Source organism: Kitasatospora purpeofusca (genome assembly GCF_042691725.1).
Lineage (GTDB): Bacteria > Actinomycetota > Actinomycetes > Streptomycetales > Streptomycetaceae > Kitasatospora > Kitasatospora purpeofusca_B.
Genome location: NZ_CP170483.1, coordinates 6,551,952 through 6,565,509, shown reverse-complemented (window position 1 = coordinate 6,565,509; position 13,558 = coordinate 6,551,952). Strand labels below are relative to the sequence as shown.

At 70.4% G+C, this 13,558-nt stretch carries 9 protein-coding genes; 6 read left to right on the top strand and 3 right to left on the bottom strand.

Features of this window, described 5'->3' with window-relative positions:
* Positions 1 to 235: 235 nt before the first annotated feature.
* Positions 236 to 388 (bottom strand): hypothetical protein, encoded by a 153-nt coding sequence (locus ACFCLZ_RS28375; protein WP_380280504.1) that lies wholly within the window; start codon positions 386 to 388, stop codon positions 236 to 238.
* Between the two features lie 278 nt (positions 389 to 666).
* On the opposite strand from ACFCLZ_RS28375, the gene ACFCLZ_RS28370 reads away from it, so the two are divergent.
* Entirely contained in the window at positions 667 to 984 is a 318-nt protein-coding gene (locus ACFCLZ_RS28370; protein WP_380280502.1) for a hypothetical protein, read from the top strand.
* A gap of 200 nt (positions 985 to 1,184) precedes the next feature.
* Here ACFCLZ_RS28370 and ACFCLZ_RS28365 read toward each other — a convergent pair whose 3' ends face one another.
* On the bottom strand, positions 1,185 to 1,874 hold the full coding sequence (locus ACFCLZ_RS28365) for a DDE-type integrase/transposase/recombinase (RefSeq protein ID WP_380280500.1): 690 nt from the start codon (positions 1,872 to 1,874) through the stop codon (positions 1,185 to 1,187).
* A 12-nt stretch (positions 1,875 to 1,886) separates the two neighbouring features.
* Here ACFCLZ_RS28365 and ACFCLZ_RS28360 point away from each other — a divergent pair, with 12 nt between their 5' ends.
* Together ACFCLZ_RS28360 and ACFCLZ_RS28355 are read left to right on the top strand one after the other, a co-directional pair.
* Entirely contained in the window at positions 1,887 to 2,807 is a 921-nt protein-coding gene (locus tag ACFCLZ_RS28360; protein ID WP_380280499.1) for a serine/threonine-protein kinase, read from the top strand.
* A 166-nt stretch (positions 2,808 to 2,973) separates the two neighbouring features.
* Positions 2,974 to 5,025, top strand: a complete 2,052-nt coding sequence (locus ACFCLZ_RS28355) for an N-6 DNA methylase (protein WP_380280498.1) — start codon at positions 2,974 to 2,976, stop codon at positions 5,023 to 5,025.
* Between the two features lie 28 nt (positions 5,026 to 5,053).
* Here the strand turns inward: ACFCLZ_RS28355 and ACFCLZ_RS28350 are convergent, their stop codons facing one another.
* Complete coding sequence (locus ACFCLZ_RS28350) at positions 5,054 to 6,508, bottom strand: serine/threonine-protein kinase (protein WP_380280497.1); 1,455 nt, start codon at positions 6,506 to 6,508, stop codon at positions 5,054 to 5,056.
* A gap of 207 nt (positions 6,509 to 6,715) precedes the next feature.
* Between ACFCLZ_RS28350 and ACFCLZ_RS28345 the strand changes: the two genes are divergently transcribed.
* From ACFCLZ_RS28345 to ACFCLZ_RS28335, 3 genes are read left to right on the top strand one after another with little or no spacing between them, the layout of a single operon-like run.
* The gene (locus tag ACFCLZ_RS28345; protein ID WP_380280496.1) at positions 6,716 to 8,461 is read left to right on the top strand and encodes a PD-(D/E)XK nuclease family protein; all 1,746 of its coding nucleotides are present in this window, start codon (positions 6,716 to 6,718) and stop codon (positions 8,459 to 8,461) included.
* Positions 8,462 to 8,516: 55 nt separating this feature from the next.
* The gene (locus ACFCLZ_RS28340) at positions 8,517 to 9,722 is read left to right on the top strand and encodes a hypothetical protein (protein ID WP_380280494.1); all 1,206 of its coding nucleotides are present in this window, start codon (positions 8,517 to 8,519) and stop codon (positions 9,720 to 9,722) included.
* Positions 9,715 to 13,485: a hypothetical protein gene (locus tag ACFCLZ_RS28335; RefSeq protein ID WP_380280492.1), complete on the top strand. Its 3,771-nt coding sequence runs from the start codon at positions 9,715 to 9,717 to the stop codon at positions 13,483 to 13,485. The genes ACFCLZ_RS28340 and ACFCLZ_RS28335 overlap by 8 nt, the downstream gene beginning before the upstream one ends.
* Positions 13,486 to 13,558 lie beyond the last annotated feature (73 nt).

The window sequence follows — 13,558 nt, the reverse complement described above, 5'->3', positions numbered from 1 at the left end:
ATCGGTCACCTGATCAATGTATTGACCAGCGTAGTGCCGGTGGCCTGCAAGGATGCTTTCGTGCATTGGGCTGCGTCATCGCCAGCGCATGCACTAAAACTTGAGAGTTTCCGACATGACTTCAGGCTTGTCGCTAACGTAGTGGCTATCGTCCACTGCGGTCGTTTGATCGGGAGTGGATCGGGGCGACCCGCGATGGGCCGCCCCGTGCCCGCTGGGTAGGCGGAGGCCGAGGTCACCAGTGGTAGTGGGCCGTAATGGTTGCCAGGGCAGCGGCAAACTGCGCCAGGCGGACCAGGTACACCAACCCCTGGTTGCCTCGGTCGGGCCACGGTGGCGTTCGTAGCTTCCTGATCACGGAAGTCATGATCCCCTTGAACTTGGCCATGCTTCTCACCCCCTCTCGTCCTCGTGAATGCGCCAACGGGAGGGTGAGGTGACGGGCCGTCACCGCATTTGCGAGGCTAGGGTGAGCTGCGTTCGCGCGTTGCCAATTTGATGAAACCTGTGGATACCCGGTAGCCCTTATGGGACCCTGTGCTGTCGTGCCCCGTCGGGCTCGCTCTTCGATTGGAAGGCCGCCGCTGCTAGCCTCCGCATCGTGAAACCGGGGGGCAGTTCGTAGTTGCAGCCGTGGCAAAAACTGACCGTCGGCTGTGGCGCAGCGTGACTGATCTCGCCAGAAAGCGAACCGGCGACTACCGCCGACTACGAGAGAAGGGGATCAACCTGCACGACCTGCGCCACGCCGCCGCTGGCGTCCCCCTCGCCGTCATCTCCGAGACCCTGCGCCACTCCAACCTCGCCATCACCGCTGACCTTTACGGCCACTTCCTCAAGGAATCCACCGACGAAGCCAGCCTCGCCCTCGCCAAAGCGCTTGACCACGCGGACACCCTCCACCCAGACGCCACCACTACGCTCATCCCGAACACTTGCCCGTTCAGCTCCGCCTCGACCTGCGGCACCAGCTCCTGCCGATGAGTCAGGGGCGCCGACTACGGCAGCTGCTACGCCGGCGACCACCACACCCTCCGCCTCCGGGACTACCTCTCCTCGGGCGGAGGGACGTCCAGCGGGGCGAGTTGCTCGGCGAACAGAAGTACCGCAGCCTGAGACACCACGGAGCCCCGCCGAACGGAGAGTTCGGCAGGGGCTCCGAGCCAGTCAGGAGAATCCCGACCCTAACGACATCGTGCGTGATTACCCGTGGCCTGCATGGTGTCGGCTCGTTGGACCGTTTGTGGTGGGGATGGCAGCGCGTGCATTGTTCGCCCTTCGAGGTTGAGGCACCAGGAGACTGGCCAGCGGCGGACGTTGCGATCCTCAGCCGCCTCGGAGAGCGACCGCCACCCCCAGCACGGACGCGTGCGGGTCGACCAGTCCTGGAAGTTGCGATCCTCGCTCGCCCCGGAGGGCGAGCGCCACAACCCAGCCCTCGCCCAGCGTTTCCTCGGCAAGATGTTGCGATCCTCGGCCACCCTTGAAAACAACCGCCACCCCCAGCCGAGGCGGTCGCGGCCGGCGACGACGAAGTTGCGATCCTCGGCCGCCCGGAGGGCGAACGCCTCCGACGTGTATTGCGCCCCGTGATCGGAGTGGAACACCACGCCGCGCACGTCGCCGCCCCGGGCGGCGACTGCGGCTTGGACGGCGTCGACGACCAGATCGGCACGCATGTGCTCCGCGAACGACCAGCCCACGACCCGCCGGGAATGCAGGTCGACCACCGTGGCCAGGTACATCCAGTCCCCGCCGACCGGCAGGTACGTGATGTCCCCGCACCAGCGCAGGTCCAGTGCCGAGGCGGTGAAGTCGCGCCCGACCAGGTCCGGGGTGAGCGGCACGCTCCGGTCCGCGACCGTCGTGCGCACGCTTCGCCGCAGGTGCCGACCCGCGATCCCGCGCTCGCGCATCAGCCGGGCGACGTGGAGCAGCGCGCCCGCGACGCCGCAAGGGTTCCGCCGGGAGGCGCAGGCCGTCGCGCGACTCGACCATGCAGGCCTCGCCACCGTCTACGACCTCGGCGAGGAGAACGGCACCCGCTTTCTCGTCATGTACTACGTGATCGGGCCCCGCTCGACGACCGGATCGCCGAGGAGGGCCCGCTCTCCATCGAGGAGACCGCGTCGGTCGGCGTCCAGATCGCCTCCATCCTGGGCTCGGTGCACGCTCGCGAGGTCGTGCACCGCGACCTCAAGGGCAGCAACGTCGTGATCCGCACGGACGGCGTGGTCAAGGTCCTGGACTTCGGCGTCGCCGCCTTCCTCGACCCGGACACCACAGGCCTCACCACGACCGGTGAGCGCCCCGGCAGCCTGGAGTGCATGGCACCGGAACAGGTGCAGGGCAAGCCGGTCGACCCCCGCACCGATCTGTACGCACTGGGCTGTCTGCTGTACGCGATGCTGACGGGCGAACCGGTCTTCGCGCACGAGTCCGAACTGATGCTGCCCGGCATGATCCTTGAGCAGCCGCCCGTACCGCCCGGAAGGCTCCGCGCAGGCATCTCCTCCGAACTGGAGGACCTGGTGCTCCAGTTGCTGGCCAAGGACCCCGACGAGCGCCCCGCCCACGCCGGCGAGGTGTGGCGGCGTCTCGCCGTGTGGCTACCCGAGCGCCGTACCCCCGAACAGGCACTCGTCCCGTGGGCCGAAGTGGACCCCCTGCGGCCTTCACCCACCCGATGGGGCCCGAAGCCCGGCCTGTGCGGGCATGGGCAACATCGGGGCGGAACAGCCGCCCCGGGCGGACGGGGGCAACGCCAGGGCGGCACTGCCAGCCGTCGCGCTGACCCGTGCGCCTGACCGACCACAACGCGACGTACGTCCCCAAACCCGCCATGGTGCATCTGTGAACAAAGTCAATGGTCATGTACGCTGGCCGATGCAGTTCGGAGGAAGGGTGGCTTGATCACACACCCATGACCGAGGGGAAAGTCCTCCCTCCACCAGAAATGCCCTGGGAGTGTAGATGTCCACGTCGCGCGCCGTACCGGTGACCTTGGCCGAAATCGCCCGCCTTGCGGGTGTGGGACGAGCCGCGGTGAGCAACTGGCGGCGGCGGCATCCGTCCTTCCCTGAGCGGATCGCCGGCACCGACACCAACCCTCAGTTCTCCTTGACCGACATCAAGGGCTGGCTGCGCGACAACAAGAAGTTGAAGAAGTCCGCCGAGAGGGAATGGCTCTGGCCCGGTTTCGAGGCGCTCGGCGGGCGCGACGAGACCGGGGCCGCGATCGCCGAGGTAGGACGGCTCCTCTCCGGGCGGGCGAGCGACGAAGGCGAGGAGATCCGTGCCGACACACGGGCGCTGATCGAACGGGCCGTGGATCTCGGACAGCGTGAAGGGGGCACAGAAACGTTCGCGTTTCTGCTGCGCCGTTGGCTCGACGTCCATGTGCGCCAGATCGCCACGACCCCGGAACCGCTGGCATCCCTCATGGCACAACTCGCCCTCAGGGCTGCCAACGACGTGACGGGCGACAGCCCGGACAGCTCCGGCGGCACAACGGTCATGGACCCTGCTTGCGGCCCCGGGCATCTCCTCCTGGCCGCGGCCGACGCCGTGAGGGCGTCCGGCGCCGGGGCACTCACGCTGCTCGGCAGCGACCGGGACGCCGTCCTCGCTTCGCTGGCGGACTCCCGCATGGCCCTCGCCGAGAACGAGGGCCACGGGGAGAAAGAGTGGGCGCAGGTCTCCGTACGGGCTGCTGACTCCCTACGCGACGACCCGTTCTCCGGCACGCCCGCCGACATCGTCCTGTGCAACCCGCCCTTCAACGAACGGGACTGGGGATACGAGGAGTTGGCCACCGACGCCCGCTGGAGCCACGGCCTTCCCCCGCGCACCGAGCCCGAACTCGCCTGGGTCCAGCACTGCCTGGCCCAGCTGCGGCCCGGCGGCGCCGCGGTACTGCTGCTGCCGCCCGCCGTCGCGGCCAGGAAAGCCGGCCGCCGCATCCGCGGCTCGCTGCTGCGCACCGGGCAACTGCGGGCCGTCGTCGCGTTGCCGCCGGGCTGCGCCGCACCGCACAGCGTCTCCCTGCACCTGTGGGTGCTGCGGATGCCCGTCCACGGGGAAGGCACACCGGTGGGCGATCGGCTGCTGGTCGCCGACGCGGCCTCGCGCTTCCCCCGGGACCCGGAGGAGAAGTGGACCCCCGACTGGGCAGCGATCAGCGCTTTCGTGCGCGAGGCCGTCGAAGAGGCGGACTCCCCACAGGCCCCTGCCTACGTACGACAGGTGCCCGTCATCGAACTCCTCAACGACGAGGTCGACCTCACCCCTGGACGCCACATTGCCCCGCCCCCGGCAGACACGGCACTCCGACTGACCGAATCCTGGCGGGAGTTCACCGGGCTCACCGCGAACGTGAACAAGTCGGCCAGGCTGCTCGCGGCGCTCGACCTCGCCACGGCCGAGGCGGACACACCGACGGCAACCACAGTCGCCGAGCTCGCCCGGGCCGGGGCGCTCACCCTGCGCGGCGGCCAGCAGCCGCCGGAGGAATCGATCCACGCCGGCCCGCCGTCCGACGACGGCATCCCCCTCCTCACCGTCCCCGATCTTCTGGTGGACGGCGAACCCCGCAGCTGGCTCGCTCCCGGCACCGCGGCGGCCGGCGAGGCCGTCATCGCCGAACCCGGGGACATCGTGGTGGTGGGCGTCGCCCGTGCCTTCTCCGCCTGGGTCCACGAGGGGCCACCGACCGCCCTCGGCCCCCAACTGCATGCCGTGCGAGTACAGCCCGAACAGCTCGACGCCTGGTTCCTCGCCGGTTCGCTGCGGGCTCCCGCCAATGCCCGGCAGGCCGGCACCCACACCACGAGCTCCTCCCGCATCGACGTCCGCCGTCTCCAGATCCGCCAGATCCCCCTCGGAGAACAGCGGCGCTACGGAGAGGCGTTCCGCGAACTCACCGCCTTCGAACGGCTGTTGCGTCGCGCAGCCGACCTCGGCACGAGCCTCGTCCGCGACCTCGGCGACGAGCTGGCGGCGGGACGGCTGGCCAACCAGGCGTAGCACATCGGCTCGCCCACACCAGTCGGCGTCACGCCTCCCTTCGCCTGGGCTCGGCCAGGCGGGCCGTGAGCTGGGCGTCGACCGCGCGGCGTACGGCCTCGACACGAGCCGCGAGTTCCGGTGGCAGGCCAGCGGCGGTGCGGCCCGCCGTGTCGACCGCCGCGATGACCGCCTTCAGTTCCCCGAAGGCGAGTCGACACTCAGCCATGCGCAGCCGAATCAGCGCGCGATCGGCCCGCTCGGCCGGGCCCTCCCCATGAATGAGACCGTCGTCGACGGCCTGGTAGAGGCGGGCCGCAGCGCCGAAATTGCCGGAGAGGCGGAATCCGTCCGCAGCCCCCTGCCACACGCGGCGCACCAGAGGCCGCCGCTCACCCCACTCCTCGCGGACCCGTTCTGTCAGACCGTGCAGCCGGTCGATCGCGCCGCCCGGCTCGCCGGTCGCGATCTCCGATTCGGCCTGCGCGCAGAGCTGTTCCACGACGCGGGCGTCCAGCCACTCATCTGCCGGTGCGGACGCGACAGGCGGCGTGAGAGCGACCGGGCGCGGACGAGCAGCCCGGTCCCGCGGCCGACGCATGGGGGCGGTGGGGTCGGGGTGGGTGCGGGGCCGGGGCTCGGGATCGCCAACCCCCGGGGCGAACAGGTCGAGGACTTCCAGGACCTCGTCAACGGCCGGGCGCTGCTCGGGCTTCTTGGCGAGCATGCGCAGCACCAGATCGTCGATCGGCTCCGGGATGCCCGCGGCGTACGTGCTCGGTGGCAGCGGCTCCTCGTGGAGGTGTTTGTCGGTCAGGCCGGACTCCGCGCCGAGCGGGAACGGGGGCCGCCCGGTGAGGAGTTCGTAGAAGATGCAGCCGAAGCAGTAGACATCCGTTCGCGTGGTGGGCTCGCGTTCCAGGAGTTGCTCCGGTGCCAGATAGCCGCGGGTGCCAAGTGTCGAACCGTGTGCCGTGTAACGGGTGGCGCCAGCGTGCAACGGCTTGGCGATGCCAAAGTCGATGAGGACGGCCCACCCCTCTTCATCGATCATGATGTTCGCGGGCTTGAGGTCTCGGTGCACGACCGGGAGCGTGTGTGCACAGGCCAATGCCCCTGCCACCTGAATCGCGACGGCGACCGCCGTGGCCAGAGGCAGCGGGCTGTGCTCGTCGAGGAAGGTCCGTACACTCACTCCGGTCACCAGGCGCATGGCGATGTAGGGGACACCCCGGTGCGATCCGCTCCCGTACAGTTCGGTGATGCCCGGGTGGTCGAGCGTGCCCAGGAGGTTGGCCTCGCGCCGGAACCGGGCGTTCCTGACAACGAGTTCGGCCTCACGCTCATACGGGTCGAGGCAGTACAGGGCCTCGGAGTCGTGGCGCAGGAACTTCACCGCCACCTCCCGCCCCCCGGACACCTCTCGGGCCCGCCAGACCTGGGCCATCCCTCCCTTGCCCAGAGAGTCCTTCAACTCGTAGCGCCCGTCGACCAGATCACCCACGCCGGGCTTGTACGTATCCGCGTCCACCACCGTGCCCCTTCGCACTGCGCATATGACTCACCAGCGTAGCGTGAAAGACTCTAGACGCGAGCCGTCCATGGACTCAGTTCACAATCTTGTGCCATGCTCGAGTGGTGCCCGGATGTCCCCGGACTCCCGTTGCTCTGGGCACCACTCCTGCCCACACCGCCTGCCACGGGGGTCACCATGCAGAACCCACCCGGCGTCATCGGCCACGACTGGTTGATCAGGGCGAGCCCCCGGATGGCCCGACCCGACGACGCGGCCTGTCCCACCCACCGACGCACCGCGATGCGGCCCCTGCTCGTCGCCGATCCGGCCGTGCCGTTCCGGCGGCCACCCCGCGAGGGGTTCGGGTTCGGCCCGCTCTTCACCGCCCTCGACCTACTGGAACACGACGGGTGGTCCGTGGAGCGGGTGCGCGAGGAACTCCGGGGCACCCGCGGTCCCTTCCGGGGATGGGGCGCCCCAGTCCACCCCGCCCACCTGGCCTGGACCGCCCACGCCCTGGAGCGCTACGTGGCCGCCCGTACCCGCGAACAGGCAGCCGCCGTCGAGGCCGGGCTGCCTCCGACCAAGCCGGTGAAGCAGCCATGGACGTGGCGGACTTACCGCACGGACGCTCCCGACGCCCGTGGCGCCCGGCAGTACGAGCACACCCTCTGGGGCCGCATGTACGCCTCCTCCGACGGAAGGGTGCGCGACCTGTGGCTGCCTTCCATGGGCCGGGCCAAGACCGGCCGCCCCGACGCGGAACTCGGGGCCGTGGCGCAGGTGATGGCCTTCGGCGCGCCCACGCCTCGCCGCAAACAACGCGCCCAGCCCCCGCCCACCGCGACCGAGAGCACCTGCCTGCCCGAATTGGTCCGTGTCTTCGACGTCGGGTGCGCCGACGGGTCCGTGGAGGAGCTGCTCTCCGAAGGCCCCGACGAGGCGAGACAGCGGTTCAGGACCGACGCTGCGCCTGCCTTCGTCACGGCTGCCACCGAACCCGGCGTGCGGCCCGGGGAGAGCTGTGTCGACTGCAAGGCCATCGCCGGCTGCACGGATCTGAAGCGCACCCCGCGGCTGTGGGGCGGGCGCCCTCCGGCTCTCGCACGCGAACGCCGCTCCGTCTCCGTCTGGGACCTGCGGCTGCACGCCGAGTGCCCCGCCCAGTACCACCTTGTGCGACGACTGCACCTCAACGACCTCTCGGCCGAGGACCGGGGGGCACGGCGCGGTAGAGCCGTCGACGCCTGGCTCGACGCAGAGCACGCCGAACGCCCGGTGCGCGGCTGCCGGGACCGCGAGATCCCCGAGCCGACGGCGGTACGGGCCAGGGCCGGACTCGACGACACCTCCGCACGCGAGGCTGCCGGGATGCTCGCGGAACATCGACTGCTGTGCCCCCTCAACGGACTTGACGCCGACGAGCAGGTGCTCGTACAGCATCGGGTCACGGCCTACGTGCCAGAACTCGACATCGTCGTCCTCGCTGTACCCGACCTGGTGTACACCCACCGCGGCCGGTGGATCTGGCGCGAGACCAAGACGTCGGCCCGGCCGCTGTGGGAACGCGATTCCCTGCTCCGCACCTATCCCCAACTCGCCCTCGGTGTCCTGCTGTTCCACGCGGGTGCGCTCGGCGACGACCCGCGCCGCACCTGGGTCGAACTGGAGCATCTGCGTGAGGTCCGTGGGGAGAGTCGACTCGAACCCATCGACCCCGGCCGCGCCGAGATCGTCGACGAAGCCCGGGCCGTCATCGCCGAACTCGCCCAGCCACTCCTGGACGACACCACCTACGAACCGAGGAGCGGACGCCACTGCCACGGTTGTCAGGCCCGGACGTGGTGTCGGCCCGGCACCGCCTACGTCATTGACCATCCGCGCCCGTCGAACCCCGACACGCAGACCTCGCCGCGAGGAGACGCCCCGCCCCATGCCTGACCAACAGCTCGTACCGGACTGGCTGTCCAACCCCGATGTCGTCCTTCTGCGGGACGTGGCCACCGCCGTCCTGCACCTGGCGGCCGTCGACCGCCTTGACTCCTTCACTCTGCCCTACCCGGCCGGCGCGCAGCGGGCCCTGGATGCCCTGGTGCTCCAGTGCCTGCGCAGCGGCGCCAAGCCCCCGGCCGGGGTGCCCGAGATGATGCGCTGGGCCCGCGCCCGTCCCTTGGGCAGTTGGCCCCTCGACCGGCTGCCCGCGGACCTGTTCGACACCGCAGACCGGATGATCGACGAGGATTCCGGAGAGCCCACGCAGCTCTGCCACGAGCTCGCCGTGCGGGGACATGGGGACAGCACCGGACGGCAGTACGACCGCCTGGTGATCCATGAGGCCCTGCGCGCCTGCCGGGCCGTGTCGTCACCCGAGTCGTACACGGCCTTCCGTCGTCTCCTGGTGAATCGGCCCGTCCTCACCGAAGCGGACTGGGCCGAGATGAGCACCGACCTCTTCCTCGACCCCGTGCGCTTTCTCATCGAGGAGATCTACGCCCCCGTCCCCCTCGGATTCCGCCGGAACGGCGCGTACCTGTGCTGTCATCGCTGCCTGACCCTGCTCCATCCGGTGTCCGACACCGAGTGGTGGTGCGAGCGCGACCAGTGCCGGCACCAAGGTCCCCCGCCGCACGGCCGGGAACTCGTCGCGTCGGAGGTGGGCGAGCTGCGTCAACTGCGGAAACCTCTGAGGCAGTTCGTCACCGGGCCCGGACGCGCCGAGGTCTCCCTGGAGGACGAGCTACGCGCCTTGGGTCTCACGGTCGAGATGTGGCCCGGCTTCGACGCGTACGACCTTCGCATCACCTTCCCCGACGGTCACGTGTGGGCCGTCGACGTCAAGGATTGGGCTCACCCCGCCTTCCTCGGACGCGCCGCCACGGCCGTCCGCCCCGAGCCTCCGTACGACGAAGCCTGTTGGGTGGTGCCCGCATTCCGGGTGCGCGCCCGCCGCGACTACCTGGCCATGTATGCCAAGGAGCGGGGCCCGGGGGCTTGCGGTCTGCGGCTGCTGACGGACGACCAGCTGAAACGGACCGCGCGGCTGCGGCTGTCCGGCGAACGCGGGCCGGACACGTCCATCGCGCCCCTGCACACCGTGCCTCCGGCAAGGGAGCACGACGGGGCCCGCACAGCGTCGTCCCGGTCCGGAAACCAGACGGCGGCGACCGGCGGCGCCGGGAAGCAGGGAGCAGACCATGCGTGACCGCAGCAGCTGGTACCAGCCGGTCGTCGCCGCACTGAAGCCTTGGCCCGAAGAACACGCCGGGACCCGGCCCGCTCTGCTCTGCCAGGTCGAGCTCGCCCTGCGACTGATGGAGACCGTGGCGCCCGGTCACGCTGCCGACGGGGCGTGGACGCTCCTCGGCGGCTACGGTCTCGCCTTCGCGCGGGCCTCGAAGCTCCCCACTGGCACCACCGAACAGGTCGCGCTGACCGCGGCCCGACACCTGCTTTGGCCCATGCGCCGCGGCCGGATGTGGCGGCAGAGTCTGGACGCCTACCTGGAGCTGCCCGAACGGCTGCGCGCGTACCGCGTCCCGGCGGCCGGGGAGCCCGCCCATCGGGTCCCCCTCAAGGTGGCGGCCGACCGCTTCACCACCTACGACGACGCGCTCGCGAACCTCCCCGGCTTCGCCACGAAGGGGCTTCCCCCAGCGGAGGCGGGCGAACACCGCTTCATGGACCGCCGTCACCGACGCACTTCCGTCACCGTCCCCGCCGATCTCGTGCGGCCCCCCCTCCCCGGCCACCCCCTCACCGCCGAACACCCGGCCACAGCAGGCCCCCTCGACGTACCGCTCGACGAGCTCGCCGACGTCGCACGGTGGATGGACGCGGAGGAGCAGCGACGGGGGCTCAAGGCGGGGAACTGGGAGCAGCGTCTCGCCCAGCTCGATCTCGACACCCGTACCCCGGACGGGAGAGCCTTCGAGTCGGCGTCCGCGCTACCGCTCGACCGGCTCACCCACCTCGTCGGTATGGTCGGCGCCGGCAAGTCGAGCTTGATGACCCTGCTCGCCGTCTGGGCGTACCACAACGGCCTGCGCATCACTCTCATCGTCGGCGATGTGGCCGAACAGCTGACACTGACCGAGCTGTTCCGCACGCTCGGCCTGAGCGCCGCCCCGGTGCAGGGGGTCACGACGCGGCCCCAGCACACCCAGCGGCTGCACCGCAGACTCGCCGCACGGGGAGAACACTCCCTGCTGGCTCACACCGGACCCGTCTTCGCCCACCTCAGCACCGCCTGCCCGCTGGATGCCCTGCGCGCACTCGACACGTCCGAGCCGCTGCGCTACACCGACGCGCCGTGCGGTGCCCTTCACCCCGCTCGGCGCCAGGAGACCGCCGAGGAGCCCGCGGCCGAGCGGGCGGTACGCGAGCTCGAACGAGCCCGAGGCTCCGTCGACAGGGAGGGCGCCACGGACGACACCGAGGCCGACGACGAGGACCTGGGCACCCCGCACGCCTGCCCGCTGTGGAGCGTCTGCCCCCGACACTCCGCCGCGCGTGACCTCGTGGACGCGCTGATCTGGGTGGCCAACCCGGCCAGTCTCGTCCAGACCGCGGTTCCGCGTCAGCTCAACGCCGAGCGCCTGCGCTATCTGGAGCTGGCCTGCCTGCGCAGCGACATCGTCGTCGTCGACGAGGCCGACCGCGTACAGATGCAGCTCGACCAGATGTTCGCCCCGTCGGCCACCCTCGTCACCACCGGTGTCTCCGACTCCTGGCTCGACCAGTTGCAGACCCACGAGATCGCCGAACTCGCCCGGCAGGGACGGCTGCAGCTCTCCGACCAGGACGTGGAACGGTGGTCCGCCGCCCTGGACGTCGTCGGTTCCGCCGCGGACCGGCTGTACGCCATGCTCATCGACGACGGAGCGATGCGGGACTGGGCGCAGATCGACTACTTCAGTGCGTGGACGCTCCAGGAGAAGCTGCTGCACGCCTGGTACCCGCTGACGCGAGGCCAGGCCGCCGGGCGACCGGACAGCACGAGCGAAGGGGACGTCGAGGACGAGAGCGCACTCTACGAGGATGAGGAAGGGCTCGGGGCCGATGGCGACTCCCCTGTCCCCGACGCTCCCTGGGCGCAGCGACGCACGGAGATCACCGGGTTCTTCGACACGTTCCGCGACGATCCGCTCGGCGGACGCGGCCCCTATGGAACCCCCACCGACGAGCTCACTGCCCTCGCCCACGACGTCCTGCACACCCTCGACGAGAAACAGACACGGCGCCGTGTCCGCGCGCTCCTCGACTCCTTCCTCGTCGGAGCGCCGGGCCCGGAACAGCGCCCCGTGCCCGCCGCCGAGCGAGGCAAGAAGCCTGCCCCCGAGGACGTACCACTCACCACGGAGTGGCGGGAACTCAACGCACGGCGGCTGGAGTTCACCCTCGTCCTCGCCGCCCTGCACCAACGCCTGGACCGGGTGACGTTCTTGTGGCCCCAGGTGGAGGCAGCGCTACGGCTGGACTCCGCGGCCCATGAACTGACCCGCCGCCCGCCCCTCGACTACGCGCCACTGCTGCCCGAAGCGCCCATGGGCAACGTCCTGGGCTTCCAGTACCTGGTGAACGAACGGGCCGCCGCCCGCGACAAGGACGGGCACCGCACCGGCACCCTGCGCTTCTTCCGTTGCGCGGGCGTGGGCCGGGAACTGCTCCTGGGTCTTCCCCAGCTCGGCGCCGACCCAGGCCTCGGCAAGGCAGGCCCACACGTGCTGCTGATGTCGGGCACCAGTTGGGCCGGCACCTCTACCCGGGCCCATGTCCTCGCCCCCGTCCGTGCCGTACTGAAACCGCAGCGCAAGGCTCTCGCCGCCATCCGGGAGACCGTGTTCCGCACCGAGTTCCTCTACGACGCCGCAGGACAGCCGATCCGGCTCTCCGGCCAGGACCCCGACCAGCGCGAGGGTGTCCTGCGCCTGATGATCGACCGGCTCGCCCGGTCACGGAGCGACGGCAACTCCTCCCCGCTCCAGAGCGAACTCGCCCGAATCCCCGACCAGCGCCGCAAGCGGGCTCTGCTTCTGGTGGGCAGCTATACGGAAGCCAAGGTGGCCGCCACAGCCCTGAACGAGATCCCGCGCTGGCATGGCCGGGTACGCGTTCTGGTCGCCGACGACGCCGAACTGGAGGCCGCCGTCGACGGGGCGGCGCCGACGGGGAACCAGGTGCCGGGCACGGGATCAGGTGCGGGAGCGGTCCGGCGTGGGGACCTCGCGTCCTTCGCCGACGACCCGGACGCCGAACTGCTCGTGGCGCCCCTCCTCGCCGTGGAACGAGGACACAACATCCTCACCGCCCCCCAACGGCCCGGCGAGGAGAAGGTGGCGGCGTTCGGAACGGTGTTCTTCCTGGTCCGTCCGCACCCCCGCCCTGACGACCTCTCCCTGGCGGTCTTCGCCATCAACGACTGGGCGACGCGGTTCGTACGCGGTCAGCTGAAGCTGCCGGGCGAAGGGACGTTCAGCGACATGGTCACCCAGGCCGGGGACCTGAACGCGGCAGGCAGTGCTTTCAGGACCACCGCACGCGGCGTGTGGCGGCACGTACTGTCACGGCCCTACATCTACTCCTCGCTCTCCGATGACGAGAAGAAGTCCTTCGTCTGGGACCAACTCGTCACCATCTGGCAGGTCATCGGGCGCCTCGTCCGCGGTGGCGTACCCGCCCGCGTCGTGTTCGTGGACGCGGCCTTCGCACCGCGACTCGCCGCAGCCCAGGCCCCCTTCACCGGCCAGGGCCGGCGTCCACGCCGCGCAGGCGACCCCGGGCTGCTGGTCAGGCTACGGGATGTTCTGGCGCCGTACTTCGCGCACACCGACACGGACACTGGCACCGTCGGGTACGGCGCGCGCACCGATCCCGCCGACGCCGCACTCGTCAAGCTGCTCTACCGCCCGCTGTACGAAGCACTGTGCGCCATGGGGACATCACCCGGCCCACGATCGGTCGACTGAAGCACGTCAACCACTGCCCTGGGCAGCACTGTTAGCGGCCAACCGCACCCGCCACGTACGGACATCGCAGGGA